Origin of the sequence: Polaribacter sp. NJDZ03 (genome assembly GCF_019263805.1) — a bacterium.
Taxonomy (GTDB): domain Bacteria; phylum Bacteroidota; class Bacteroidia; order Flavobacteriales; family Flavobacteriaceae; genus Polaribacter.
Map to the genome: position 1 here is coordinate 3,744,067 of NZ_CP079195.1, position 25,053 is coordinate 3,769,119.

The 25,053-nt window shown below is 31.4% G+C and carries 14 protein-coding genes; all 14 read left to right on the forward strand.

The window, feature by feature from the left end; translation table 11 throughout:
• Window positions 1-9: 9 nt before the first annotated feature.
• The 14 genes from KV700_RS15885 to KV700_RS15950 all read left to right on the forward strand — a co-directional run bounded on the left by KV700_RS15885 (window position 10) and on the right by KV700_RS15950 (window position 24,866).
• Window positions 10-1,764: a RagB/SusD family nutrient uptake outer membrane protein gene (locus tag KV700_RS15885; RefSeq protein WP_218598475.1), complete on the forward strand. Its 1,755-nt coding sequence runs from the start codon at window positions 10-12 to the stop codon at window positions 1,762-1,764.
• Window positions 1,765-1,779: 15 nt separating this feature from the next.
• A complete protein-coding gene (locus KV700_RS15890; RefSeq protein WP_218598476.1) occupies window positions 1,780-3,444 on the forward strand; it encodes a SwmB domain-containing protein in 1,665 nt (554 codons plus the stop codon).
• Window positions 3,445-3,543: 99 nt separating this feature from the next.
• Window positions 3,544-5,103 (forward strand): arylsulfatase, encoded by a 1,560-nt coding sequence (locus KV700_RS15895; RefSeq protein ID WP_218598477.1) that lies wholly within the window; start codon window positions 3,544-3,546, stop codon window positions 5,101-5,103.
• Window positions 5,104-5,459: 356 nt separating this feature from the next.
• Window positions 5,460-6,920: an arylsulfatase gene (locus tag KV700_RS15900; RefSeq protein ID WP_166382750.1), complete on the forward strand. Its 1,461-nt coding sequence runs from the start codon at window positions 5,460-5,462 to the stop codon at window positions 6,918-6,920.
• Between the two features lie 30 nt (window positions 6,921-6,950).
• Window positions 6,951-9,698 carry an outer membrane beta-barrel protein gene (locus KV700_RS15905; protein WP_218598478.1) on the forward strand — a complete coding sequence of 916 codons (2,748 nt, stop codon included), beginning with the start codon at window positions 6,951-6,953 and terminating at the stop codon, window positions 9,696-9,698.
• A gap of 121 nt (window positions 9,699-9,819) precedes the next feature.
• Complete coding sequence (locus tag KV700_RS15910; protein WP_218598479.1) at window positions 9,820-11,241, forward strand: sulfatase-like hydrolase/transferase; 1,422 nt, start codon at window positions 9,820-9,822, stop codon at window positions 11,239-11,241.
• A 97-nt stretch (window positions 11,242-11,338) separates the two neighbouring features.
• The gene (locus KV700_RS15915) at window positions 11,339-12,856 is read left to right on the forward strand and encodes a sulfatase (protein ID WP_218598480.1); all 1,518 of its coding nucleotides are present in this window, start codon (window positions 11,339-11,341) and stop codon (window positions 12,854-12,856) included.
• A gap of 67 nt (window positions 12,857-12,923) precedes the next feature.
• A complete protein-coding gene (locus KV700_RS15920; protein WP_218598481.1) occupies window positions 12,924-15,275 on the forward strand; it encodes a glycoside hydrolase family 2 TIM barrel-domain containing protein in 2,352 nt (783 codons plus the stop codon).
• A 231-nt stretch (window positions 15,276-15,506) separates the two neighbouring features.
• A complete protein-coding gene (locus tag KV700_RS15925) occupies window positions 15,507-16,514 on the forward strand; it encodes a family 16 glycosylhydrolase (protein WP_218598482.1) in 1,008 nt (335 codons plus the stop codon).
• A gap of 44 nt (window positions 16,515-16,558) precedes the next feature.
• The gene (locus KV700_RS15930) at window positions 16,559-16,915 is read left to right on the forward strand and encodes a hypothetical protein (RefSeq protein ID WP_218598483.1); all 357 of its coding nucleotides are present in this window, start codon (window positions 16,559-16,561) and stop codon (window positions 16,913-16,915) included.
• A gap of 100 nt (window positions 16,916-17,015) precedes the next feature.
• On the forward strand, window positions 17,016-18,506 hold the full coding sequence (locus KV700_RS15935; RefSeq protein ID WP_218598484.1) for a sulfatase-like hydrolase/transferase: 1,491 nt from the start codon (window positions 17,016-17,018) through the stop codon (window positions 18,504-18,506).
• A gap of 93 nt (window positions 18,507-18,599) precedes the next feature.
• The gene (locus KV700_RS15940; RefSeq protein WP_218598485.1) at window positions 18,600-19,466 is read left to right on the forward strand and encodes an AraC family transcriptional regulator; all 867 of its coding nucleotides are present in this window, start codon (window positions 18,600-18,602) and stop codon (window positions 19,464-19,466) included.
• Window positions 19,467-19,695: 229 nt separating this feature from the next.
• On the forward strand, window positions 19,696-21,888 hold the full coding sequence (locus tag KV700_RS15945) for a T9SS type A sorting domain-containing protein (protein ID WP_218598486.1): 2,193 nt from the start codon (window positions 19,696-19,698) through the stop codon (window positions 21,886-21,888).
• An 11-nt stretch (window positions 21,889-21,899) separates the two neighbouring features.
• Complete coding sequence (locus KV700_RS15950; RefSeq protein ID WP_218598487.1) at window positions 21,900-24,866, forward strand: sulfatase-like hydrolase/transferase; 2,967 nt, start codon at window positions 21,900-21,902, stop codon at window positions 24,864-24,866.
• The last annotated feature ends 187 nt before the right edge of the window (window positions 24,867-25,053 follow it).

The following is a 25,053-nucleotide window of genomic DNA, read 5'->3' on the forward strand; positions in this document are numbered from 1 at the left end:
ACACACAAAATGAAAACATATATAGCTAAAACAATTTCTTTAACGGTAATGTTTTTAACATTATTTTCATGTGATTCTTATTTAGAAGAAGTGAATCCGAATGAAATATCTGCAGACATTTATTGGTCTACTTTAGAAGAATCTGAAACTAATTTAATTTCGGTGTATGGTGCCATGTTAAATGAGTATATCGTAAATGCACGTGTAGAATCCTGGAGATCAGATGAAGGATATCCTGGTGGTCGTTTTAATGACAGGTCTCCAGCAGATGGTCAAGATGTATCTCTTTTTGCTAAGAATTGGTACGAACAAAAAATAAATGAAGATACAAATGAAGTGCAATTAAGATGGAACGCTTTGTATCAAGTTATTTTTAGAGCAAATCAAGTAATAGAAGGTTTAAATGGGATGACTGATGATTTAAAAAGTCAAGAAAAATGGACTTTACAAATGGGACAAGCACGTTTTTTTAGAGGCTTAGCACATTTCTATTTGCATTCAGTTTTTAAACAAGGAAAAATTATTATTAGAGATGTAAATCCGGTAAAACCTGCCGATTTTGCAAAAGCAGCATCAGAATCTGCAGAAGTAATCGCTTTTTTTAGAAAAGATTTAGAATATGCTTATACCAATTTACCTGGACAAATGTTGCCAAAAACAAAAGTAGATGCAGGTGCAGCCGGTACTATTTTAGGAATGAGTTATTTGTATGAAGGAGATTATGCCGTAGCCAAAGATTATTTTGATGATATTATTAATAATAAAAAGAAAGATTACGGATACGCTTTAGTACAAGATGCAAGTATCCTATTTACAAAAGCAGGTGATTTTAACTCAGAATCTATTTTTGAAATTAATTATAGTATGCATAAAGCAGAAGATAATTCTTTTAATGAAGACGATTTTATAACAAGAAGTGCAAGATATTCAGCGCCAAGAAGTGGTGGTGGGTCAAGTAATTTAGAAACTTTTACAGCTGCAGCATGGTTAATTCATGCTTATGCTAGTGATGAAATGGATCCTACTGATCCAAGAAATACGGTAACAGATAGAGCAGGTGTTGTAAGGCTAAGAAAAGTTTCTTTAAGAAATTCTGCTATGCTTGCTGTTGTAAATGATGAAGATACAGAGTATTATCAATCACCATCTGCTGCTATTTTACAAAATTTTAAGACCTCAGGTAAATATGGTTATTTTAAAAAGTACACCAATCATGATATTACTAATGATGAAAATACATTAGGTGTTAATAGTTGGCAATCTGGTAAAAATGTTGTTTTAAACCGTTTGTCTGGTGTTTATTTAATGATGGCAGAATGTTTAAATGAAACGGGAGATATTGCTGGTGCTTTGTCATATACCAATGCAGTACGTAAACGTTGGGGACTTTTAGCCTTAGAAGGTGCAGCGTATGATTCACAAGAAGAAGTAAGAACACGTTTACAATTATTTGAATATCCTATGGAATTATGTGTAGAAGGTTTTTCTACAAGAAATATTGATTTACGTAGATGGGGAATTGCTAAAGAGCGTTACACGGCATTAAGTGAAAGAAATTTTTATGCTACGGATTATGAGTATTTAAACGAAGAAGCTACAGGAACAGGAACAAGAACAGCTAGTTTGGTAAGGGAAGGTGTCAGTACAGTTGAAACCGATTTTCAAATAGTACCAGAATTTTTAGCAGCAGCAGAATTTTATACAGATGGGTATTTACCGTATCCTGCAAGTGAAACCATAAATAATCCAAAAATTTCTAACTAATCTAAAATGAAAAAAATGAAAAAAATAGGAATTATATTAATGTTGATACTGTCAGCATTTGGATGTAGTGAAAATGAATATGATGCACCTTATGGAGATTTCTCTAGTTTTACTTGGATAGCAACACAAAATACTACTACAGGAGATTATGTAGTGGCACTTAATCAGTTTATAGGATTATATGATGTTTCTGCGAATGCGGTAAGCCATAGCTGGAGTATACCAGAGGGTACTAGTTCTTTGTCTAAAGAGTTTTCTTCGGATAATTCAATCTATTCAGATTTTATAGAAGCTACTGGGCCAACAAGTTTAGAAGATCAGCAAATAAATGTGCTGTTTAATACACCAGGAATTAAAGAAATTGCACTTAAAAATGTTTTTAAAGATTCTGTAACTGAGTCTGTAAAACAAGCAGATGGTACTTGGTTGGTTGATAAAATATTTACGGTTAATGTTTATGATGATTTAAAACCAGTATTTCAGGTGCTTAAAGGTACAGAAGTTGTATTAAGTATTGGTGAAGAAGATATGCCAAGTATTGCTGATGTTGCTTCATGGAAAACAGTAAGCATAGAAGCCGGTGAACAACTTACGTATGTAGATATGACTACTTCAGGAGAACCAGACGCTAGAACATGGACATTTAAAGGAGGAGATAAAGATAAAAGCAGTGCAGATTCTGTAGATGTTTTATATAATAGTTTAGGAGATTTTGTTGCTGGAGACATTACTTCTAGCAGAAAAGAACCAAAACCAAAAGGAGAAGTAATAAAATTAATTCCTTTAAAAATTAAAGTAATTCCATCTACAAAACCTTTTGTTCTTAATGGAGGTTTAAAAGAAGATGCATCAGAAGTTATTTCTTTTAAACTTACAGGAGAAATAGGTGTTTTAGCTACATCAGAAAAAGATAATTTTACTGTAAATGTAGCAAATACAACAGCAGGTTTCAATCAAAATATTGCGGTGCAATCAGTTGCAATTAATAGTGAAGATGCAACGCAGATAGATATAACATTAGCAGCACCAATTTATAACAGTGATGTGGTTACTGTTGCTTATACTTCGGGCGATATACAATCTGTAGATTCTAGAGTTTTAGAAAGCTTCGAGAACAAAAAAGTTGTTATGTATTTTGAAGGAGCTATGAATATACCAGGTTATACGGGCTATGAACAAGAATGGGGTGGTTCTGGTAATCAATTTAAAAAAGCAAATACAGAAGGGTATTTTGCACAACATAACAAAAATAATGAAGGTGGCCCATTATATTATTGGAGAGATGATGCTATGTCTTATCAAGGTAATAGTTCTATGAAGTTCGAAACTACAGCTAGCGGAATTCCTGCAATTGCAAGATTACAAGGAGCTGGTTTTACAACTTTAAGCCCTGTAACTGCAGGTACATATATTCCTTCTGTTTGGGTTTATATCGAAAATTCTACTGTTATGAGTTCTATTCAGTTTTCTTTTAATGCAGATTCTGATGCAACTTTTAATTTTGATATTTCAGCAACAGAAAAAGGGAAATGGGTAAAACTTACGTTACCAGAAATAACTTTAGGAGGTATTAATTCTGGTAGATTCGATCTTAATATCGAAAATACAGGTCAAGATGATGCTATCGTTCAAAAACTATGGTTAGATAATTTTGATTTATTAATTATCGAACCTAGATAATTTAAAATAGAATGATATTCCCATTTCAATTTGAGATGGGAGTATTTTTTTCCAATGAATAACTTTTATGTACAAAGGATAATATATAAAAACAAGATAATGAGAATCGTTAAATTAAATTTTTTATTAGTTTTTACTTTCGTTTTTGCAATTGGGTGTAAAAATCAACCAGAGAAAAAAGAAGTAAAAAAGACTGAACAGAAACCAAATATTGTAGTTATCTATTTAGATGATTTAGGCTATGGAGATATTAGTGCCTACGGAGCTACAGAACTACAAACGCCAAATATAGATGCATTAGCGTCTGGCGGAATTAAATTTACAAATGGGTATGCTTCTTCGGCAACGTGTACACCAAGTAGGTATGCTTTATTAACAGGTGTGTATCCTTGGCGAAATAAAGATGCTAAAATTTTACCAGGAACAGCGCCTTTGTTAATTACTACAGAGCAACAAACCTTACCAAAAATGTTGAAGAAACAAGGGTACCAAACAGCAATTGTTGGTAAATGGCACTTAGGTTTAGGAACCGGAATTGTAAATTGGAACGAAAGAGTTTCTCCAGGTCCAAATGAAGTTGGTTTTGAAAGTTCATATATTATGGCTGCTACGCAGGATAGAGTTCCTACCGTATACATAAAAGATGGAAATGTTGTTGGTTTAGATAAAAATGATCCTATTGAAATAAGTTATAAAGAGAATTTTGAAGGAGAACCAACGGCAATTTCTAATCCAGAAATGACAACGATGAAATGGCATCATGGTCATAACAATAGTATTGTAAACGGAATTCCAAGAATAGGGTTTATGAAAGGTGGTGATGCTGCAAAATGGACAGATACAGACATGGCAGATCATTTTTTAACAAAGGCACAGAATTATGTTAAAACACATAAAGACAAACCTTTCTTTTTATATTATGCAATGCAACAGCCACATGTGCCAAGAACGCCACATCCAAGGTTTGTAGGTAAATCTGGAATGGGACCAAGAGGAGATGTAATTCTAGAAGCAGATTGGGTGATTGGAGAATTTATGAATACTTTAAAAGAAGAAGGAATTTTAGAAAATACATTAGTTGTTTTTTCTAGTGATAATGGCCCTGTTTTAAATGATGGTTATTATGATGATGCCGTAGAAAAATTAGGGAAACACGATCCTAAAGGAGGATTTAGAGGTGGTAAATACAGTATTTTTGAAGCAGGTACAAGAGTTCCTTTTATTACGTATTGGAAAGGGAAAATACAACCTGCAGTTTCAGATGCTATTGTTTGTCAGATGGATTTATTAGCTTCTCTTGCAAACTTAACAGGTACTGCAGAAATGACTACAGATAGTAAAGATATATTAAACACCTTGTTAGGTAAAAGTGATACAGGAAGAGATAACTTAGTAATTGAAGCTACAGGAAAAACAGCTTTAAGACGTGGAGATTGGGTATATATACCAGATTATAAAGGAAAAAACTTTAGAGAAAAAGTAGGTATCGAAGTTGGTAACTTTCCTTATGAGCAGCTTTATAATGTAAAAGAAGACAAAGGACAACAAAATAATTTAGCTGAATCTAATCCAGAAAAATTAGCAGAAATGAAAGCTGTTTTTGTGAAGTTAAGAGGTGTCGATTTTACAAATGGAGTTAAAGAAGTACAATTTAGATAATTTAAAAGTTGTATTAAACTTTTGTAATAGTTTTTATTAATAACAATTAGAAAGACATTTAATATCTCCTAGAGTTGTTAAATGTCTTTTCTTTTTTAATCTATAAATCATTAGTGTCCGATTGTTTTATTTTGATAAATCTTTTAAAAATAAGTGGTTTTACGTGTTTTTTGATGATCCCCTTGCTTTTTTAAAGTAAAATTTTTGAGAAAAGGCAGACTAATTTAAGTTACATCTCTTTGTTACGGAGTTAGAGTCAAGTCTTGGTTCTTGATTTTAAAAGTGAAGCGGTCTTATGTCTTTTATCGGACAATAATGTCTATAAATGAAAAAACACCAATTAAACGGTTTAAATTATGAAGATTAAATTAATTTTATGGGGTGCCTTTGTTTTTACAATTGCAATTTCTTGTGCACAAGAAAAAGAGAGTAAGAAAGTTTTGGTAAAACAGAAGCAACCAAATATCATTTATATTTTGGCAGATGATATGGGTATTGGAGATTTAGGATCTTATGGTCAAACAAAAATTCATACACCAAACCTAGACCTTTTAGCGACGCGAGGAATGAAATTTACCCAGCACTATAGTGGTTCTGCAGTTTGTGCACCTTCTCGTTCAACTTTAATGACAGGTCAACATACAGGACATACGCCAATTAGAGGAAATAGACAGTTGGTAGAAGACGAAGAAGGTCAAGTTCCCTTGCCAAAAAACTCGGTAACCATTGCAGAAATTTTAAAAGAAGCAGGGTATGTAACTGGTATGTTTGGTAAATGGGGATTAGGTTTTGGAGAAGGAGATCCAAACAATCAAGGTTTTGATGAGTTTTATGGTTATAATGATCAAAAGTTAGCGCATCGTTATTATCCTCCTTATTTAAATCACAATCAAAAAATAGATTCTTTAGAGGGGAATGATTGGACACATAAAGTTACGTATTCTCCAGATAAAATTAGAGACCACAGACTTCAGTTTTTAGAAGATAATAAAGACAAACCGTTTTTTGCATATATTCCTTTAGTACTGCCACATGTAGAACTTATTTCTCCAAACGATTCTATTTTTAAAATGTATGATGGTAAATTTAAAGAAACACCTTATACCGCAGACAATAAATATACTTCAGATTATGGTCCAAATATTGTTACTTATGAATATTCACCTTGTGATAAACCAAAAGCAACCTATGCTTCTATGGTAACAAGAATAGATGCCTATGTTGGTGAAATTATAGCAAAAATAGAAGAATTAGGGCTTACAAATAACACTATTATAATGTTTGCTAGTGATAATGGTCCATCTCCTGAAGGAGGAACGAATCCCGATTTTTTTGACAGTAATAGTAAGTTTAGAGGTTACAAAAGAGATTTATATGAAGGCGGAATTAGAGCACCATTTATAGCTGTTTGGCCAACTAAAATTGCTGCAGGAAGTGTAACAGACCACGTTTCTACTTTTTGGGATGTTTTACCTACAATTACAGAAATTACGAATACTAAAAACCCGAAAGAAATTGATGGTATTTCTTTTTTGCCAACGTTATTAAATAAAAAGAATCAAGAAGAACATGCGCATTTATATTGGGAGTTTAATATAAGAGGCGGTAGAAAAGCAATTAGAAAAGGAAATTGGAAAGGTGTTTGGAATAAGATGAATTTAAAAGGCGATAAAAAAGGTGCTTTTGAATTATATGATTTATCTAAAGATGTTTCTGAAACTACAAATATTGCAAGTTTACACCCAAAAATTGTTGTAGAGTTAAAAGGATTAATGTTAAGTTCAAGAACTACATCAGAATTTTTTCCTTTTAATTAAACCATTAGGTCTTCAAATAGTCTAAAAAATATGTTTTCAACCAAAATAAATTTTAAAATAGGAGCATTGTTAATGTTCCTATTTTGTTTTTCAATAAGTATTCAGAGTCAATCATCAGGTATAAAAGGTGTAATTACAGATGAAACAAATGTTCCTTTAGAAATGGTGTCTGTAGCATTATTAAGCCCTAAAGACAATACCTTTTTAAGTTATACAACCACAGATGAAAAAGGAATGTTTTTACTAAATGATATTCCGAAAGATACCATTGTTTTACAATTAGATTTATTGGGTTTTAAAACGTTTTCTAAAAAACTGATTTACAACAAAAAGTTAATCGATTTAAAAAACATTATTTTAAAAGAAGACATTGGTCAATTAGATGAAATTGTTATTACGGCGGTTGTTCCTATTCAAATTAAAAAAGATACAGTTAGTTTTAACGCCAATTCTTTTAAAGTTAATTTTGATGACAATATTGATGGTTTATTAAATAAGCTTCCAGGTATTGAAATGGAAGAAGGCAAAATTATTGCGCAAGGAACTACGGTTACTAAGATTTTTGTTGATGGAAAAGAATTTTTTGGAGGAGATCCATCCATCTTTTTAAAAAATATTTCTGCGGATGCAATTGCCAAAATTGAGATAATCGACAAAAATAGTGATGAAGCAGAGTTAACAGGTATTAATGATGGTAATAAAGAAGTTGTTATTAATTTTACATTAAAAAAGTCGAAAAAAAATAGAGGTTTTGGTAAGGTTGCAGCGGGTTTAGGTTTAGATAACCGATATTTTAGCAATCTAAATTACAATCAATTTAATTCTAAATCGCAATTGTCTGTAATTGGTAAGTTTAATAATATTAATGTTACGGGTTCTAATATTCAAGGGTTTTTAGAAAATGCAGATGGTATTGCAGATGATTCTAGTGATGATTCTGAAGACGATTTTATAAATCCTCAAAAAAGTTTAAGTGGCTTTTTAAAAACGGTAGTTACAGGTATTAATTACGGAAAAGAACTTCGAAAAAAGGAATCTTTTAACGTAGATTATTTTTATAACCTTTCTGAAAATAATGGTGTTTCAGATACAAAAAGAGTGTTCTTTTCTAATACCAATAACTTTAACTATAGTTCTAAAAACAAGTATTTGAATATTTCAGATAATCATAATTTGAACTTTAATTATGAGAATAAAGCAAATAAAACAAGTAGTTTACGTATTAAAGGAAAGTTTTTTTTAGACAAGATAAATTCTGATTTAATTAGAGATGGTTTATTTTTTGACACAATGGATGAGTTGGTGACAACAAATACCAATACATCATCAAATTCAAATCTTAAAAAATATGGAAATCTAAATGTAGATTTTTACCGTAAATTACCAAAAAAGGGAAGAAGTTACAGCACAAGTTTTAAAGCTGTAATTAACAATTATACTAAAAATAATAATCAGAATACATTTATTGAAAGAAACCTTAATAAAACGAATCCGTCTACCACAAATTTTGAAATTTTAAGAGACGAAGATTTGAGTTCTGCAGATATTTTGGTGAAAGTAAAATATACAGAGCCTTTAGGAGGAAATCATTATTTTAATACAGAAGCATCTTCAGAAATTTTAACAGGAACAGAAAATACCAATCAAAATAGAAAGACAATAAAAACCACTACAGTAGAAGACGCCATAGAATATTATTACAAATATTCTGAAAATAGTTTTAAAACAAAATTTTCTCATAGCTATAATAAATCTGTTTTAAATATATCTACAGGTTTAGAGCTACAAACATTACATCGAAGTTTTGGAGAAGTTGATAAAATTCAATTTATCAGAGAAAAATTCTATCTAAACCCATCTTTATTTTTTCAATACAAACCTAAAAGAGGTCAGAAATTTAGATTTACATATCGAAAATATATAAAAGCACCAAGAGCAAATCAAGCAAATCCGTTTTATAATGATATAAATCCGTATGCAATTAATACAGGAAACCCAGATTTAAAAAACGAAAAAACAAACTCCATATCTGCCACAGCAAATGTGTATGATTTTAATTCGTCATTTAATTTTAATGGTAAAATTCAGTATTCAAATTCTACGGATGCAATTATTAGAAATGTAACTATAGATGATGAATATATTAGAACAATTAGTTATCAAAATAGTGGTGAAAAGATTCGTTTTAATGCCTTGTTAAACATTACTAAAAAAATAAATAGTTTAGGAGTAAGGTTGAGTCTTAAAAATAAATTTTCTAATAATGCTGCAAATTCAATTGTGAATTATGAATTAAATAATGTGGTTTCTAAAGATTATTTAACAAGTTTAATCCTTCAAAATAATAGTAAAAGAAAAGTAGATTTAAAAGCAGGTGCAACGTACGTTGTTAATAATACTAGTTTTTCTATAGAGAATAATTTAGATAGAAAATTTACCACCCAAAAATATTTTGGTATGGTAGATTTCGATTTTTCTAAAAGATTAAACGTAAACACACAATTCGATTATTTGGTGTATACAGATAATAAGTTTTTAATACAACAAGAAATACCTATTTGGAATGCTGCAATATCATACGCTTTAACACCTAAAAATAATATTATTAAATTGGTTTTAATAGATCTTTTAGATAAAAATATAGATGTTTATAGAAGAAGTACTTTAAATTATTTTGAAGAAACCAATTTGCAAAGCCTAGGACGTTACGTGGTGTTAAGTTATACTTTTAAGATAAATAGTGGTAAAAAGAAGATAAATAAGAGTCTAAAAACCTAGTTTATAGTACTTAATTTACGCTAAAATACATTTTCTGCATCTGCAAAAACAAATGTGTTTCTTTTTTTGTTCAATTTTACATAGAAATCATAAAGTAATATTTAACACGAAAAGAATATTTATGAAGTTATTAAAATATGTAACCGTTTTTTTGGTATGCTTATGTGTATTTACAAGTTGTAATAATTTAGAAAAAAAAGAGGATACGGTAAATTCTAAAGAAAGTTATAAAGGAATAAAACCAAATATTATTTTTCTTTTAACAGATGATTTGGGCTATGGAGAATTAGGTTCTTTCGGACAAAAAGAAATTAGAACCCCTTTTTTAGATTCTTTGGCTTCTGTAGGAAAACGATTTACAGATTTTTATGCAGGTACTTCTGTTTGTTCACCTTCTAGAGCTGTTTTAATGACTGGTTTGCATACTGGTCATGTTAATATTCGAGGAAATAAAGGAGATATTAATGGAAAGTGGGATAGAATTGCTTTAAAGAAATCAGAAAAAACAATCGGAGAAATGTTGCAAAATACAGGGTATCAAACAGCAATGATTGGTAAGTGGCATTTAGGTGTGCCAGAAGATACTTCTACCTGGGCAAAAGGACGTGGTTTTGATTATGCCGTGCAAGAACAATGGGGAAAAGATGTTAATGGAAGAGAGATTGATGAACGTGTACATTGGGTAAACAACAATCAAGATTCTATTTTTTATAATTATAATAAACACAAATGTTTAGATGAGTTTAGAACAAATTTTGCGTTAGATTATTTAGATAAAAAATCGAATGAGAAACCTTTTTTCTTATACATGTCTTATAGAACACCGCATGCACATGAGTTGTTTTTAAGTGAAACAGATTTGTATGCCGATAGAATAGAAGAATGGCCAGAAATAGAAAGAAGACACGCAGCTAGAATTACCATGTTGGATGCACAAGTTAAAAGATTGTTTTATAAATTAAAAGCAAGTGGTGAATTAGAAAATACCTTAATTGTTTTTTCTAGTGATAATGGTCCGACAGGTGAAAATCATCATGATTATAAATTCTTTAATAGTTCTGGAGATTTAAAAGGATATAAAAGAGATGTGTATGAAGGCGGAGTAAGAGTGCCAATGTTTGCTTATTGGAAAAATAAAATAGCAGAGGGAACAACAACAAATCATCCAGCAACTTTTTATGATATCATGCCAACATTTGCAGAAGTTGCAGAAACAACATCACCTAACAAAACAGACGGAATTTCTATTTTACCAGAATTATTAGACCAAGGAAATCAACAAAAACATGATTTTCTGTATTTCGAAATTCAGGAAGGAAGAAGTGTAAAAGGATTTAAACAAGCTACTCGTTTTGGAAATTGGAAAGCAGTAAGAATGGGCGATAATTACCACACAGAATTATATGATTTATCTGTAGATTTATATGAAAAGAATGATGTTTCTAAACAACACCCAGAATTGGTGGAAAAAGCAAATGAAATTCTAAAAAGAGAAAGTGTGAAAAATCCACATTTTCCATATTCTGGAGGAGTATTTAAATAATGTAAAAATGTGTAAACGTGTAATTGTTAAATTGTTTAACCGAGTCTAGTCAATTACACAGTTAAACTTTTAAACAATTACACAAATAATAAAATATATGAAATCAATTAAATTTATCACACTAACTACTTGTATTATTCTTGCAATATCAGCCTGTAAAAAAAACACAGAAAAAGTTGCTCAAGTTGAAGTGAAAAAAGAGCGTCCAAATATAATTTGGATCATGGCAGAAGACATGAGTACAGATTTAGAAACGTACGGAATGCCAAATGTAAAAACGCCTCATTTAAACAAAATGGCAAACCAAGGAATTCGTTTTGATAATGCTTTTGTAACCAACCCAATTTGCTCACCAAGTAGGTCTGCAATGATGATTGGTACACATCAAGTAAAAACCAATTCGCACAATCACAGAAGCAACAGAGATGTGCCTTTAGATAATCAGTTTAAGCCATTTACAAAATTATTAAAAGATGCAGGATACACTACTATTTTAGGTAATCATGCTGTAATGAAAAAAGGTAGAAAAATTGATGTAAACTTTAAACACGATCCAATTGGTAATTGGGATGGAAAGACAGAATTTGGTTTGTTTGATAAGTATGATACTTTCGAAAAAGAAGACCAACCCTTTTTTGCGCAAATTCAGTTGGTAGTTACACATAGAGGAGATTGGTGGGATGAAGTAAGAGAAAAATCGGAACATCCAGTAGATCCAAAAACCTTGACATTGCCACCTTATATGGCAGATGATGCTGCAATTCGTTTAGATTGGGCTAAATATTTAGACCAAATCGAGTACATGGACAATGAAGTGGGAATGATTTTTAAAGAATTGGAAGATAAGGGAATGGCAGACAATACTGTTGTTATTTTTATAGGTGATAATGGTCGTTGTAATATTAGAGGAAAAGGATATTTACAAGATCCAGGTTTAAGAATTCCTTTTATTATCTATTACCCAAAACAATTTAAAGGAGGAGAAGTAAGAAAAGAGGTAGTTTCTGCAACAGATATAACTGCTTCAATTGTAGATTTTGCAGGAATCGATGTCCCAAACTACATGACAGGGAAACCAATTTTCAATAATAATTTTGATAGAAAATATGTATATGGAGCAAGAGATTTATGGGATGAAATTGAAGAAAAATCAAGAGCTGTAACTTCTGGAGATTGGTCTTATATTAGAAATGACAAACCAGAAGTTTCTTATGATGCAGAACAAGCGTATTTAGAGTTTTATAGACCTGCAGTACATATTATGAGAAAATTGTACAAAGAAGGAAAATTGAATGAAAACCAAAAACCATTTTTTGAGTCTACAAAACCAAACGAAGAATTGTACAATTTAAAAGAAGACCCATTTCAACTACATAATTTAGCTACAAACGAAAAATATAAAGACGTATTAGAAGAATTAAGAGCAGAAACGGTTCAGTTTGATAAAGAAATGACGCCGGTAAGTGACACTTACAATCCGGTTGATGTTCCTGGACAACCTTTTGTAAAATGGTTTCGAAAAGAACACCCAAAAGCGTATCAAGATATGCAAAATGGAGTAGAAGTTGGTTATAAAAAGTATAGCCAGTTGTATAAAAAATCATTAAAAAAATAAGACAAAGAAGTATACTTTCTTACTGAAAAACCTTCGCGAACTTTGCGTTTAAATTAAAACAAAACCTATGAAGATCAATTTTATAAACACATTAAAATATTCATTTTTACTGATCATTGCCATCAGTTTAACTTCTTGTAAAGAAGAAGCTAATTATGAAGCAAAAGTTAATTTTAATAAAGGTTGGCAGTTTACCAAATTAGCTAAAACCACAGATTCAGATGCTTCTTTTAGTCAACCAAATTTCGATGCAACTTCTTGGGAGTCGGTAAGCTTACCACACACCACAAACATAGAACCACAAGTTGTAAATGACCAATGGCAAGGAATTGCATGGTACAGAAAAAGTTTTAATGTTCCTGTAAATCCATCTAAAAAGAAAGTGTTTTTAGAATTGGAAGCAGCTATGAATTTTTCTAAAATTTGGATAAACGGAACTTTAGTTTCAGAACATCATGGAGGTTATTTACCTGTAAAAGTAGATATTACAAACTATGTAGAAAAAGGAGATGCTAACATAATTGCTGTAAGATTAGACAATACAGACAACGATATTACAGGACCAAAACCATTAAAAAGGTTAGATTTTAATATGTATGGTGGTTTGTATAGAAATGCTTGGTTGCATTTTTCTGACAAAGTATATATTTCAGATCCTGTTTTGGCGAATAAAGTTGCTGGGGGTGGAATTTTTATTACCTATCCGAAAGTTTCTAAAGCTGTTTCTGAAGTTGCTGTAAAAACGCATGTGATCAACGAAGAAAAAGAAGAAAAAGAAGTTAAAATTGTTCAAAGTATTTTTTATGATGGAAGTTTGGTAAAAGAACAATCATCAACCAAAAAAATAGCAGCAGTAAGTGATATAGAAATCAAAGAATTATTCACTTTAAATGATGCAAAATTATGGTCGCCTAAAGATCCTAATTTATATCAGTTAGAAACGAAGATTTTTATTGATGAGAATGAAATTGATGCAGAAGTAACAAATTTCGGAATTAGAGTTTTTACGTTTGATAAAGAAAATCAATTAGAAATTAATGGTGTAAAAACATTTTTAAGAGGTGTAAATCGTCATCAAGATTATCCGTTTATAGGATATGCTTTGTCTGATAATGCACAATATAGAGATGCTAAAAAGATTAAAGATGGTGGATTCGATTATATCAGATTATCACATTACCCGCAATCTCCAGCTTTTTTAGATGCTTGTGACGAGTTGGGTATTGTAGTGGTAGATGCAATTATGGGATGGCAATATTATAATGATACCGATGCTTTTAGAGAGTATTGCTACAGATCTGCATCAGAATTAATTAGAAGAGATAGAAACAGACCTTCTGTTTTGGCTTGGGAAGTTTCTTTAAATGAAACGAAAGAAATGACAGTTCCTTTTATGACAGAATTAAATAGAATTACGCATGCAGAATATCCTGGAGAGAATGTGTATTCTTGTGGATGGATGGATGATGTATATGATATTTATTTTCAAGCACGCCAACATAGAATTTTACATCCACACCCTTTAAAAGAGGGACAACCATATTCTGTTTCTGAGTATGGAGATTGGGAATATCATTCTAAAAATGCAGGTTTAAATCAAGATAATTTACCAAACTCTATGAGAGCAGAACTAAGCAGTCGTCAATCTAGAGCTAATGGAGAGGAAAGATTGTTAAACATGGCTTTCAATTTACAAGAATCGCATAATGATAATTTACACACGGTAGCATTTTCAGATAGTTATTGGGTAATGTATGATTATAACAGAGGATATCATCCAGATATTGAATACTCTGGAGTAATGGATCTTTTTAGATTGCCAAAATTCGGATATTATTTTTATCAAAGTCAGAGAGATTCAGACGAGGCAAATATCTTAAAGTTGGCTACTTTTTGGAATGAAAAATCGCCTTTAGATGTAAGAGTGTTTGCTAATGCAGATGAGGTTCAATTGTTTTTGAATGATAAATTAATTGCGACTCAAAAACCAGATCAGAATAAAAATACAGACAAATTAAATCATCCTCCATTTACATTTAAAGTACCTTCTTTTGAAGCGGGAACTTTAAAAGCGGTAGGTTTTATCAACGGAAAAAAAGTATCTGAAGATAGTGTTAGAACTGCTAAAAAACCAACTAAATTAAAAATTTGGATTGATGAAAGCGGAAAGCAACCACAAGCAGGAGTTAACGATGTGGTGTTTTGCTACATTGCTGCTGTAGATGAAAACGGAACAATTAACACAGATTATTCAGAAGAGATAAACGTTACTTTAACAGGTGATTTAGAAATTATGAATCCGGATGTTATTAAAGCAGAAGCAGGTATTGGAACTGCATTAATAAGAGTAGGGAATTCTTTAAACGGAACTATTTCTGCGGAAGCAAAAGATTTAAAATCTAACAATTATAGCTTTTAAGGAAAGTATTCTTTTTAAGTCAATTTACAAAAAACGGAAAAGGTGTTCTTTATAATTTAAAGGGTGCCTTTTTTGTTTTATTTTTTTAATTCATCACTTAAAGGTTAACTAAACTTTAATTAACGGATAAATTATAATCATAAGAGGGTAATTTTAAATAAAGGGTGTACATTAATTTTATTTTTCTTTGTAAGATTAAGTTTTAAAGCTTAATTTTTAAAAAAGAATAAAATGATTATAAAAAGAATATTATTCCTTAGTATCCCTCTTTTACTGCTAGCTTGTGGTAATCAAAAGAATGTTACAAAAGATACCTCTGTTAAATCAGATACTAAAGTTTTACCATTTTCAGATCCAGAAAATACAGGTAATTGGGTTTTAAATACGGATGCTTCCGATGAGTTTGAAGATGATACAATAGACGAGGATAAATGGTATATAGTTGGGAAGTTTAAAGGCGGAAAACCTTTTTACAAACACCCAGATAACCCAAACAAAAAAGTTTGGAAAGGACGTGCTCCATCTCAATTTTCAGGAAGAAATTACCGTTTAGAAGATGGCAAACTAATTTTAGAAACGCGTTGGGAGCCAGATTTTCCTTTTTCTGATGATGTGCAAAAACCTTGGGGTAAAAAAGAAGGTGAAGTTGCTAAATTCGAAAACTTAACAACAGCTTGTTTTATTGGTCGTAAATTTTTTAAATATGGCTATATGGAAATAAAAAGTAAAGCTGCAGATGCAGAAATTACAAGTGCTTTTTGGGCGATAGGAAATAAAACTGAATTAGATATTTTTGAACAATTTGGAGATCATAGACAACCTGTTAAAGAAGCAAATGGAAAAGACAGAGAGCTTTGGTGGTCTATACACGATTGGTCTAAAGAAGGGAAAGGTAAAAGTGTGTATACAGAGCATTTAGATTATGGTTTTAGAGTGGCAGACGATTTTCATGTATATGGAATTGAATGGAATGAAAACGGACTTAAGTTATATGTAGATGGTGTTTATAAAACCGGCGCAACAAAAGAACAAGTAGATGCGTATGCTAAAGAAAAAGGCTATCCTAACGGTTGGGTTATGGACGGAGCCATTTCTATTTGGTTAGATCAAGAAACGTTTCCTTGGCACGGAGTTCCAGATAGTAAAGAAGACTTAGAATTAAATAGTCCAGAGGGAGAAAAAGAGGACGGAGTTGTAGACTTCGAAATTGAGTATGTAAGGATTTGGCAAAAAAAATAATAAAAAATAGCAGTAATTAACCATTAACCTTAAAATTAAATATCATGAAAAAAATCATTTTAACATTATTATTAGTAGTATCATTTTCTGCTACCTATGGACAAAATAAATTTCAAGAAAGACAAAATAAATACTTTGTAGAAGCTGCTGCTAAAGAATATAATTTAAACGAAGCACAACAAAAAGAGCTTACAGAATTAAGAACTGCTATGGTTATAGCTTATGGAGAGTCTCAAAAAGAGGCAAAAGCAGGTACAATTACCAAAGAAGAAAAGAAAGCTAAAAACGGTGAAGCAAGTAAAACATTTAACAATGGTGTTATTAAGTTAACAGGAAAAAATTACAAAGAATTGGCTCCGTTTTTTAAGAGAATGAGAGAAGAATTAAAAGAGGTTAAATAACTTTTTTTAGAACAAAAAAGAAGGTTGCTTTCTAATTAATGATAGAAGGCAACCTTTTCTTAGTTTACAGCATCAATTTTATTATTAATAATACCATCAAATGAGAAAAATAGTAACTATTATTTCTGCCTTTTTTTTATTAGCTACAATTAGTTGTACTTCTACTAAAGATAAGAGCAATTCTAAAACAGTAGCAAAAGCAACTTCAACCATTGAAACTCCTGCAAGACCAAATATTTTATTTATTTTATGTGATGATTTGGGATATTCAGATGTCGGTTTTAACGGGTCTAAAGACATACCAACACCCAATTTAGATGCTTTGGCAAATAACGGAACTATTTTTACTTCTGCTTATGTAGCACATCCTTTTTGTGGACCAAGTAGAGCAGCATTAATGACGGGTAGATATCCACATGAAATTGGAGCTCAGTTTAACCTACCTCCAAATAGTGGAGAAACTATTAAGAAAGGAATCTCTTTAGAAGAAACTTTTATTAGTAAAGTGTTAGATGAAGCAGGTTATAATACTGGTGCAATTGGTAAATGGCATTTAGGTTCTAATCCAGAATTTCATCCAAATGTAAGAGGTTTTGATGATTTCTTTGGTTTTTTAGGAGGAGGACATAATTATTTTCCAGAGCAATATAGAAAAGCGTATGCACAACAAGAAGCTAATGGAAATAAATTAATTTGGGATTATTTGCATCCGTTAGAACACAATGGTAAACAAATAAAAGAAACAGAATATTTAACAGATGCTTTCTCTAGAGAAGCAGTTCGTTTTATTACAGATGCAGGTAAAACCGAAGATCCTTTTTTCTTATATCTTGCATATAATGCACCTCATACCCCTTTAGAAGCAAAAGAAGAAGATCTTAAGTTGTTTTCTCATATAAAAGATAAAAAAAGAAGAACCTATGCTGCTATGGTGTATGCTGTAGATCGTGGAGTTAAAAGAATTTTACAATCATTAAAAGATTCTAATCAGTTAGAAAATACTTTAATTATCTTTTTAAGTGATAACGGAGGAAAAACGACTTCTGGAGCAACAAACTTTCCTTTAAAAGAAGGAAAAGGAAGTGCGTATGAAGGTGGTTATAGAGTACCCATGTTTTTCAATTGGCCAAATGTTGTACCAGCAGGTAATACGTTTAATGCACCCGTTTCTGCTTTAGATTTTTATCCAACTTTAGCAAAATTAGCAGAAGCAGAAATTCCTACAGGAAAAAAACTAGACGGTAAAAATATTTGGGATAATTTTTTAATGAATAAAGATTCTTATAAAGATGATAATATTTTTGTGATGCGTCACAGAAATGGTTTTAGTGATGTTGGTGTTCGAAAAAATGATTGGAAAGCTGTAAAAGCATACAATCAAAAATGGAAATTGTTCAATATTACAAATGATATTGAAGAGAAAAATGATGTAAAAAATCAACATCCAGAAATCTTACAAGATTTAGTAAAAGATGCAGAAGATTGGAGTAAATTACATATTCAACCATTTTGGTGGCACAATGTGAAAACGGGTGTTGAATGGAAAAAAGATAATATGCCAAAGTTTGATGAAACTTTTAAATTAGATTAAAGGTTTATTTTGTTTTTTTATCAATGTTTATTGAAGTAGTGAGTTAAAAATAGGAATTCAATTTCAAAAAATATTTTATTATATTTGTTAGCAATGAAACTCGTATTAAAAAAATCTGATACCCCTGTAAATAAAAAACTAGACATTTATACTAGGGATGTTCCTTGTTTAGATGCTGCGTGGCATTATCATAAAGAATTCGAATTACTATATATTTCTAAAAGTAACGGAATTCGTTTTGTAGGTGATAGTGTTGCTCCTTTTTTTGCAGGAGATTTAGTTTTGGTGGGTTCTTACTTACCACATTTGTGGAGGAATGATCCTTCTTATTACGAAGAAGAAAGTACTAAAGAAGTAAAGACTATTGTAACTAAATTTACAGACGATTTTTTAGGAAACGAGATTCTTCAAATGCCAGATTTTTACAACGTAAAAAAAATATTAGAAGAGTGTAAGTTTGGTTTGTCTTTTGGAGAAAATGTGAGTAAGTTTTTACATAACGATATTATGTCACTTCCAAGATTGTCATCAACAGAAAAACACATTAAAGTTTTAAGTATTTTACATAAATTATCTTTGGTTGATAAAAAAGATAAAACAGTTTTATCATCCTCAGACATGAGGCAGACAACAACCACCGAAAGTTCTGAGCGTATAGATACGGTTTTAAAATTTATATCAGATAACTATGCTTCTAGTATTAGTTTAGACGATATTTCTAATGTTGCTTGCATGACAACAAATTCATTTTGTAGGTTTTTTAAAAAAATGACGAATAAATCATTTACCCAGTTTTTAAATGAAATTCGTATTAGAAATGCTTCTAGAATCTTAGTGCAAGAAAATTTACCAGTTTCAGAAATCTGTTATATTGTTGGTTTTAATTCAATTACTAATTTTAATAAACAATTTAAACAGATAATGGGTTCTACTCCAAAGAAGTTTAGAGAAGATATCTAGTCTCTTATTTCTTTTTTATTTAAGTACAATAACAGTTTTCCTTTATTTTATAAAGAGTATATTTTTTATCAATCACAAAATGGTAGCTTATGATAATAAGCTACCATTTGTGGTTAATATTAGCTTAATTCTATGCTAATTTATCATGTAGTTTTGGAGTTAAACTAAAATATACATGTATTTAACAAAACTGCATTTTCCGACAACTTTTAAATATAGTGTTGCTTTCATGATGATATCATTATGGGGTTTTACTATAAATGGACAAACATTGCCATTCTCTGATCCTCAAAATACAGGAGATTGGATTTTAAACACTGATATTTCAGACGAATTTGAAGCAGCTACTATAAATGAAGATCAATGGTTAATTCAGGGTAGAAATGGAAAATATCAATCTAATTTTATAGGTAGAGTTCCTGCTCAGTTTTCTACAGATAATGCAATTTTAGAAGATGGAAAGTTGAAAATTCTTACAAAATGGGAGCCAGATTATCCATTTACAAAAGATAATAGTGGCAATCAATTAGGTGTGTATAATGGAGTGTCTAAACCAATAACTACTGCTGCGGTAATTAGTAAAAAACAATTTCAATATGGATATATGGAAATTAAATCTAAAGCAGCAAATGCAGAAATAACAAGTGCTTTTTGGACTACAGGTCCAGGACCAGGAAAACCAGGTGGTGCAGCGGAATTAGACATGTTTGAAATGTTTGGAGGTCATAAAACCAATGATGCTTGGAAAAAAAGGTTAAAGCTTAACATTATCAGTTGGGATCCAAGCAATGAAATTTTTAAAGAACAAAAAGAACTTGGTAAAATAGGTACAACGCATACTAGAAATATACAAGCAGCAAATAATACTGCAGACGATTTTCATGTATATGGTTTTGAGTGGACTGCAGAATATATAAAAGTTTATATTGATGGTGTTTTACATCCAGATGGTACAATTTTAAAATCTGTTTTAACAAAAAACGGAGCAGAACCAGATAGATGGGTAACAGATGTTCCTTCTTGGATTTGGTTTGATTCTGAAACTTTTCCTTGGTTAGGTTTGCCAGATGCTTCAGATTTGCAGACTCCAGCAGAATATCAAATAGAATATATTAGAGTTTGGCAAAAACAAACAGGTAAAATATCTATAATTGGCACTACTGATGCTATTGAAGGAACTACTGATGGAAGTTTTAAAGTGGCGTTACCGAATGGAGAGATTGCTACAGAAGATATTAATGTTACCTATTTAGTGGATGGAAGTGCAACGGAAGGAACAGATTATACTTCAATACCAAGAACAGTTACTATTGCTAGCGGAACGAATTCATCTGAAATAATTATTGACGCTGTTGAAGACGGAATTGAAGAAGATTTAGAAACAGTTACCATTACTTTACAATCTTCTAGTTCTAAAACAGTAGATACAACTGTAGCGAGTATTTCTATATCAGATTTTGTTGCATCCACAACGTTAACGGCAGGAGACATTGCAATATTAGGTTGGAAATCTGTAAGCGAAAAGCTTGCATTTATGCTTTTAAAAGATATTAGTGCAACAACAAAATTATCAATTTCTAATAGGTCTTGGAGCAATGCTTCTAATGGATTTATAGGAGATTTTACGGTTGATGATATTTGGACATGGACTGCAGGAAGTGAGTATAAAACTGGAGATATTTTGATGTTAGATTCAGATGGACAAATTAAACAAGTTGTTGGTAATACTGAAGTTGTCGTAGGTACAACTGTTCATGATTATACAGGAAAAGTAGATCAAACAAGTGATGGCGATTTTGATATTTCGGTAAACGGAGAAGGAATCTTGATTTTTCAGGCAGATCCTTTTGCATTACCAACAAACGGAAATTCGACAGCGTGGATAACGGGTATAAATACTTCTCAAGGTTGGGGAGTTGGTGGAGGGAATTCTTATAGCGAATTACCATCTGCCTTAACAAACGGCATAAATGCAAATAGTGTTGGAGAGAAACACGATTTTGGCGTTTATAAAGGTGCTTTATCTGGCACACCTGCGCAATTAAGAGCAAGTATTAATAATGCAAGTAATTGGATTTTCTCTGAAGATACAACCTACAATTTGTGGTCATTCAATAAAAGGATTAATGATACTGCAGGAGATATTGGTATTGCTGGTACTTTGCTTGTATCAACGCAATCTAAAGGTCAATTTACTATTTTTCCTAATCCTGTAAATGATGAACTTTCTATCAATTTTAGAGAAATACAGCAGCAATTAGAAATAGAAATTTTTGCTGCCTTAGGGAAATCTGTAAAAAAAGTAAAGGAAAGTAATGTTCTTAATTCTAAGTTAAGTGTTTCTAATCTATCATCGGGAATTTACTTTTTATCAATTACATCAGAAAATACGAAACAAACTAAAAAAATCATTATTAATTAGAAACTGAAACTATGAAAAACAATTACTTTAAATATTATATATTCTTTTTTACAGTCCTAATTTCGGGGAGTAACTATGCCCAAACGCAAGGCACAAAGCCAAACATCATTGTAATTTTAGCGGATGATTTAGGCTACGGAGATGTAGGTTTTAACAGAGATGGAAGTTTTCCTGAAGATAGAGGTGTGATTCCTACACCCAATATAGATGCTTTGGCAAATAACGGAGTTGTCTTAAAAAATGCACACGTTGCCCATCCATTTTGTGGACCAAGTAGGGTTGCCATCTTAACAGGTATGATGCCGCACAGAATTGGTGCACAATATAATTTACCTAATGATATTACATCCACTTTAGGCGTGCCCACTAATGAAACTTATTTTTCTACAGTACTTAAAACTGCGAATTATAATACAGCTGCTTTTGGTAAATGGCATTTAGGGTTTAAAGATGGAGCATATCAACCTTTAGATAGAGGCTTTGATTATTTCTTTGGTTTCTTAGGAGGTGGAAAAAATTACTTCGAAAGTGTTTATGAAGATGGTTTTTATAACAGATTAGGAGGTAGCAATCCTGTTACAAACGAATATCAAGATCCAATTTGGAGAGATAGAGGTTATGTTGCAGAAAGTGAATTCAGTGATGCTGAAAATGAAGATTACTTAACAGATTTGCTTACAGATGAAGCAATTCAGTATCAAAATAGTGTAAGTGGTTCTACAGAACCGTATTTTATGTATTTATCTTACAATGCACCACACACTCCTTTACAAGCTCCGGCCGCAGAAGAAGCTCAGTTTAAATTAGACAATCCTAATTTTGAAAGCTTAATTAGAAATAGTCCATACATTACAGAATCTACACCTGTAAACAAGGAATCTGATCCTGTTAAGAAAGCAGAATTGATAGAAAAGTTTGTGCAAGCTCGTATTACGTATGCTACAATGGTAACCAACATGGATACTAATATAGGGAAACTTGTTACAGAACTTAAAAAAGACATGACTAAATTTAACAATACGGTTATTATATTTTTAAGTGATAATGGTGGTTATACACACAGTAAAGGTGCTGTAAACTGGCCATTAGATGCAGGAAAAGGAAGTGTTAAAGAAGGAGGTCATAAAGTACCAATGTTTGTGCATTGGCCAAATAAAATTACTGGTGGTGCTACGTATAATCATCAAATTAGCTCTTTAGATTTGTATCCAACGTTAGTTGGTTTAGCAGGTGCAACAGTGCCGGCAGAAAAAACTATTGATGGGGTAGATTTTATGGATAAATTAATTGCAGGACAAGATGCAAGACCAGATGATGGTATATTGTTGATGAGACCACAAAATGGGTTCCATAATGGTGGAATTGCTTATGACAAATGGAAAATTGTAAAAACTGCAAATGGTGGTCAGTGGAATTTATTTGACATTTCTACAGATCCGGGAGAAGAAACAAACGTTAGAAATAGCGAGCCAAATGGAGATAAAATTGTGCAAACTATTTTAGACAATGCAATTGCAAAAGTGGTTGATTTTAAAGACGTAAAACCTGCTTGGTATGATAATGATAATGAAGACATAGATGGAGACGGAGTAGGAGACGGTCATGTACATAGTTTTCTTTGGAATGATGGTACTTTACCTGGTTATGACAGACTTTTTGAAACTTCATTACTAAAACTAAAAGGAGAGCTTAGTGAAATTACAATAGCTAAAACTACAGATGCTATAGAAGGAGGTGTTGATGGTGTTTTTACCATAAGTTTACCAGAAGGAATGAATGCTACCGAAAATATAGACATTACCTATACTGTAACTGGCGTTGCAACTGACGGAACAGACTACACATCATTATCAGGAACAGCTACTATTTTAAATGGAACAAATTCTGCACAAATAATTATTGCTGCTGCAGAAGATGGAATAGAAGAAATAAGTGAAACGGTTATTATTACATTAACATCAACAACTTTTGGTAGTATAAAGAATGCAACTGAAGAAATTAATATTTTTGATGTTATTGCGTCTACAACATTAACTGCAGGAGATATTGCAATTGTAGGTTGGAAATATGGTAAAGGGAAATTGGCATTTATGCTTTTAAAAGACATTAGCGCAACCACCAAGCTATCTATTTCTAATAGAACTTGGAGCAATACTGCCAATGAATTTACAGGAGATTATAGTGTAGATGATATTTGGACTTGGGCTGCAGGTGCTGCTTTTAGTACTGGTGATATTTTTATTTTAGATGATGATGGGCTGGTTAAACATGTAGTAAATAATGTAGAAGAGGTTGTAGGTTCAACTATTCATGATTATACAGGGAAAGTTGCGGAAGCAAGTGATGGAGATTTCGATTTTTCTGTAAATGGAGAAGGTATTCTAATTTTTCAGGTAGATCCTTTTGCGCTTCCAGCGGATGCAAATTCAGCTGTATGGATAACAGGAATAAATACTGCTCTAGGATGGGGTAAAGGAGGCGGAAACTCTGCTTGTGAATTACCAACTGCTTTAACCAATGGAGTAAATGCTAATACTGTAGGAGAAAAACATGATTTCGGAGTTTATACAGGTGCTTTATCGGGTACGCCAGTGCAGTTAAGAGCAAGTATTAATAACGTTAATAATTGGTCGTTTTCTGAAGATAAAGAATACAACTTGTGGAGTTTTGATAAAACATCTAGCAATACTTCAGGTAATATTGGTACAGCAGGTACTTTAAGTACTGCAGACCAGATTTTTAAGAAATTAAGCATTTTTCCAAACCCTTCTGGAGATTATTTTAACGTAAATTATAGCGGGACTTTAAGTGAATTAGAAGTCGAGATTTTTACAGCGTCTGGTAAGTCGGTTAAAAAAGTAAAAGAGACCAACGTAAACAACCCAAGAATAGATGTTTCTAATTTATCGTCCGGAATCTATATTATAAAAATTAAAACAGACGAAAACCTTCTCATTAAAAAGATCATTAAATTATAATTAAGAGATTTTTTTTCAACTAACGACTCGCAATATTTATTGCGAGTTTTTTTGTAAATAAACCTTGCATCAACTTGTAGTTGTAAAAATAAAACAAGTTTTTATGTGGTTAATTTAACATATAATTAAGGTAAATTAGTGTTAATGAGAGGTAAGATTCATAAAAATAAGGTGGTTTATTTTTTGG

Coding starts and splice junctions, on each gene's coding strand:
- KV700_RS15925 (WP_218598482.1), top strand. CDS start 15,507: ATGATTATAAAAAGAATATTATTCCTTAGTATCCCTCTTTTACTGCTA.
- KV700_RS15920 (WP_218598481.1), top strand. CDS start 12,924: ATGAAGATCAATTTTATAAACACATTAAAATATTCATTTTTACTGATC.
- KV700_RS15895 (WP_218598477.1), top strand. CDS start 3,544: ATGAGAATCGTTAAATTAAATTTTTTATTAGTTTTTACTTTCGTTTTT.
- KV700_RS15940 (WP_218598485.1), top strand. CDS start 18,600: ATGAAACTCGTATTAAAAAAATCTGATACCCCTGTAAATAAAAAACTA.
- KV700_RS15950 (WP_218598487.1), top strand. CDS start 21,900: ATGAAAAACAATTACTTTAAATATTATATATTCTTTTTTACAGTCCTA.
- KV700_RS15945 (WP_218598486.1), top strand. CDS start 19,696: ATGATGATATCATTATGGGGTTTTACTATAAATGGACAAACATTGCCA.
- KV700_RS15915 (WP_218598480.1), top strand. CDS start 11,339: ATGAAATCAATTAAATTTATCACACTAACTACTTGTATTATTCTTGCA.
- KV700_RS15930 (WP_218598483.1), top strand. CDS start 16,559: ATGAAAAAAATCATTTTAACATTATTATTAGTAGTATCATTTTCTGCT.
- KV700_RS15910 (WP_218598479.1), top strand. CDS start 9,820: ATGAAGTTATTAAAATATGTAACCGTTTTTTTGGTATGCTTATGTGTA.
- KV700_RS15905 (WP_218598478.1), top strand. CDS start 6,951: ATGTTTTCAACCAAAATAAATTTTAAAATAGGAGCATTGTTAATGTTC.
- KV700_RS15890 (WP_218598476.1), top strand. CDS start 1,780: ATGAAAAAAATAGGAATTATATTAATGTTGATACTGTCAGCATTTGGA.
- KV700_RS15935 (WP_218598484.1), top strand. CDS start 17,016: ATGAGAAAAATAGTAACTATTATTTCTGCCTTTTTTTTATTAGCTACA.
- KV700_RS15885 (WP_218598475.1), top strand. CDS start 10: ATGAAAACATATATAGCTAAAACAATTTCTTTAACGGTAATGTTTTTA.
- KV700_RS15900 (WP_166382750.1), top strand. CDS start 5,460: ATGAAGATTAAATTAATTTTATGGGGTGCCTTTGTTTTTACAATTGCA.